4 protein-coding genes are annotated in these 2,331 nt (G+C 75.3%); 3 read left to right on the top strand and 1 reads right to left on the bottom strand.

The genetic code is table 11. From position 1 onward, the window contains the following. Positions 1-369, bottom strand: a 369-nt coding sequence (locus ACTUAL_RS04405) for a hypothetical protein (RefSeq protein ID WP_440899354.1), incomplete at its 3' end; no start/stop codon positions are given. Between the two features lie 96 nt (positions 370-465). On the opposite strand from ACTUAL_RS04405, the gene ACTUAL_RS04400 reads away from it, so the two are divergent. The 3 genes from ACTUAL_RS04400 to ACTUAL_RS04390 all read left to right on the top strand — a co-directional run. After that, positions 466-1,386 carry an ABC transporter ATP-binding protein gene (locus ACTUAL_RS04400; protein WP_440899353.1) on the top strand — a complete coding sequence of 307 codons (921 nt, stop codon included), beginning with the start codon at positions 466-468 and terminating at the stop codon, positions 1,384-1,386. After that, positions 1,386-2,114, top strand: coding sequence for an ABC transporter permease (locus ACTUAL_RS04395; protein WP_440899352.1), 729 nt, complete (start codon positions 1,386-1,388; stop codon positions 2,112-2,114). The genes ACTUAL_RS04400 and ACTUAL_RS04395 overlap by 1 nt, the downstream gene beginning before the upstream one ends. 9 nt (positions 2,115-2,123) lie before the next feature. After that, a partial coding sequence (locus ACTUAL_RS04390) for a hypothetical protein (RefSeq protein ID WP_440899351.1) occupies positions 2,124-2,331 on the top strand: 208 nt, incomplete at its 3' end.

The raw sequence follows: 2,331 nt of genomic DNA, 5'->3' as shown, positions 1-2,331 counted from the left end.
CTCGGCGTCGGCGAAGTCCGTCACGCCCGTCACCACGAACCCGGTGAAGTCCACCCCGACGCCCAGCTCGCCCCAGCCCTCCACCTCGCACTCGCCGAACCGCACGACCATCGAGTCCGGCGGGTTCAGGGTGATCGACGGCTCGCTGAACGCGTCCGACCCCAGGTGCTCCTCGGCGGCGCTCCTGGCCGCCGCGACCACGCCGTCCACATCGGACAGGATCGCGGTCAGGAACTCCTCGTCCACGTCGGACTCGGACTCGTCGTCGGTGAACACCACGTACACCGGCACCCCGGAGATCTCGCGCTCCCAGCAGCGGATCCAGTCCGGGGTGTCCTCGGTGCGGGTGAACCCCTCCAGCACGGGCACGGTCTTCCTCCTCGTGGCGCACCCATGACGGATGTCATGGGCCGGTCGTGACGCGCGGCCCGCGTCCCGGACGACCGGGGAGCACAAGCTTGCACCATGGCAACCACAACTGCTCCGGCGGCGGTCTCGCTGCGCGGGGTGCGCAAGTCACGCGGAGCCGTCAGGGCGGTGGACGGGGTCGACCTCGTCGTCGCGCCCGGCGAGGTGGTGGCGCTGCTCGGCCCGAACGGCGCGGGCAAGTCCACCACCGCGGACGTCCTGCTCGGGCTCACCGCCCCGGACGCGGGCGAGGTCCGGCTGTTCGGCCGCACGCCCAGGCAGGCCGTCGTGGACGGCCTGGTCGGGGCGGTGCTCCAGGACGGGGCCCTGCTGGAGGGCGCGACGGTCGCCGAGGTCGTCGGCCTGGTCGCCGCGCTGCACCGCCGCCCGCTGCCGGTCGCCGAGGCGCTGGCCCTCGCGGGCGCGGACGACCTCGCGCGCCGCCGCTCCACCGAGCTGTCCGGCGGCCAGCGCAAGCGCGCCCTGCTCGCCGCCGCCCTCGTGCCCGACCCGGACCTGCTGGTCCTGGACGAGCCCACCGCGGCCCTGGACGTCCAGTCCCGCCGCCGCTTCTGGGCCACCACGCGCGAGCGCACCGCGCGCGGCCGGACCGTCCTGTTCGCCACCCACCACCTGGAGGAGGCGCAGGAGTTCGCCGACCGGGTCGTGCTGCTCGACCGCGGGAAGGTCATCGCGGACGGCTCCGTCGCGCAGATCCGCACCGCCGTGTCCGGCCGCGTCATCGCCGCCACGCTCCCGTGGACGTCGGCCCCCGGAGCCGACCTCGCCCCGCTGCGCGCGCTGCCCGGCGTGCGCGCGGTCGAGGCGCGCGGCGACCGGGTCCTGCTGGAGTGCGCCGACTCGGACGCCGCGCTGCGCGCCCTGCTCGCCACCCACCCCACCACCCACGACGTCGAGGTCACCGCGCTGGGCCTGGAAGCGGCCTTCCTCGCGCTGACCGGACGGGAGAACCGGTGATGAACACGCGCTTCCTCGTGCTCGAACTGCTCCGCGCCACCCGCACCCGCCGCTACCTGGTGGCCACCATGCCGCTGCCCTCGCTGATGCTGCTGGTGCTCCCCGACGTCTACGACCTGGAGGGCGTCGCCCTCGGCGGCGTGCCGATCGCGCTCTCGCTGATGCTGAACATGGCCATGTTCGGCGTCATCTCCGCCCCCGTGACGACCGGCGCGAGCATCGCCGTCGAGCGCGGCGCGGGCTGGCAGCGGCAACTGCGGCTGACCCCGCTCACCGGCGCGGGCTACGTGGTCGGCAAGGGCGTGGTCGGGATGCTGCTGGCCCTGCCGCCGCTGGTGCTGCTCGGCCTGGTCGGGGCGTTCACGCAGGACGTGCGCCTGTCGGCGGGCCAGTGGCTGGTCTGCCTCGGCGCGGTGTGGCTGACCGGGCTGCCGTTCGTGCTGCTCGGGATCGTGCTCGGCCTGGTGGTCTCGCCGGGCGCGATGCAGGCGGTGACCGGGGTGGCGTCGCTGGCGCTGAGCGTGGCGGGCGGCGTGCTGATCCCCGTGGAGCTGGCCCCGGACTGGCTGCGCCGGGTCGTGCTGACCCTGCCGATGCACTGGGGCAAGCAGCTCGCGCTGTCGCCGCTGGTGGACGTGGAGGTCGGGCGGGCGCTGTTCGTGCTCGGCGCGTGGGTCGTGGGCCTCGGCCTGATCGCCGCCCGCCGGTTCCGCGCGGCCGAGGCGTAGGTTCACGTCGTGCACCGCTCCGAGCGCGCCGCCCGCCGCTGGCTGCTGATCGGTCTCGCGCTCGCCGCCTGGTTCGTCCCCGCCCTGGTCGTCGACCTGCTGGAGGCCGACCTGACCCGCGGGGAGCGCGTGGCGGCGGTGGCGCTGGTCGTCGGGTACGGGATCGCGCTGCCCGCGCCGCTGCTGGCGCGCCGCCGCCTCACCGAGGGGCGGCAGG

Source organism: Actinosynnema sp. (assembly GCF_052038725.1).
This window is presented reverse-complemented; position numbering and strand designations above follow the sequence as displayed.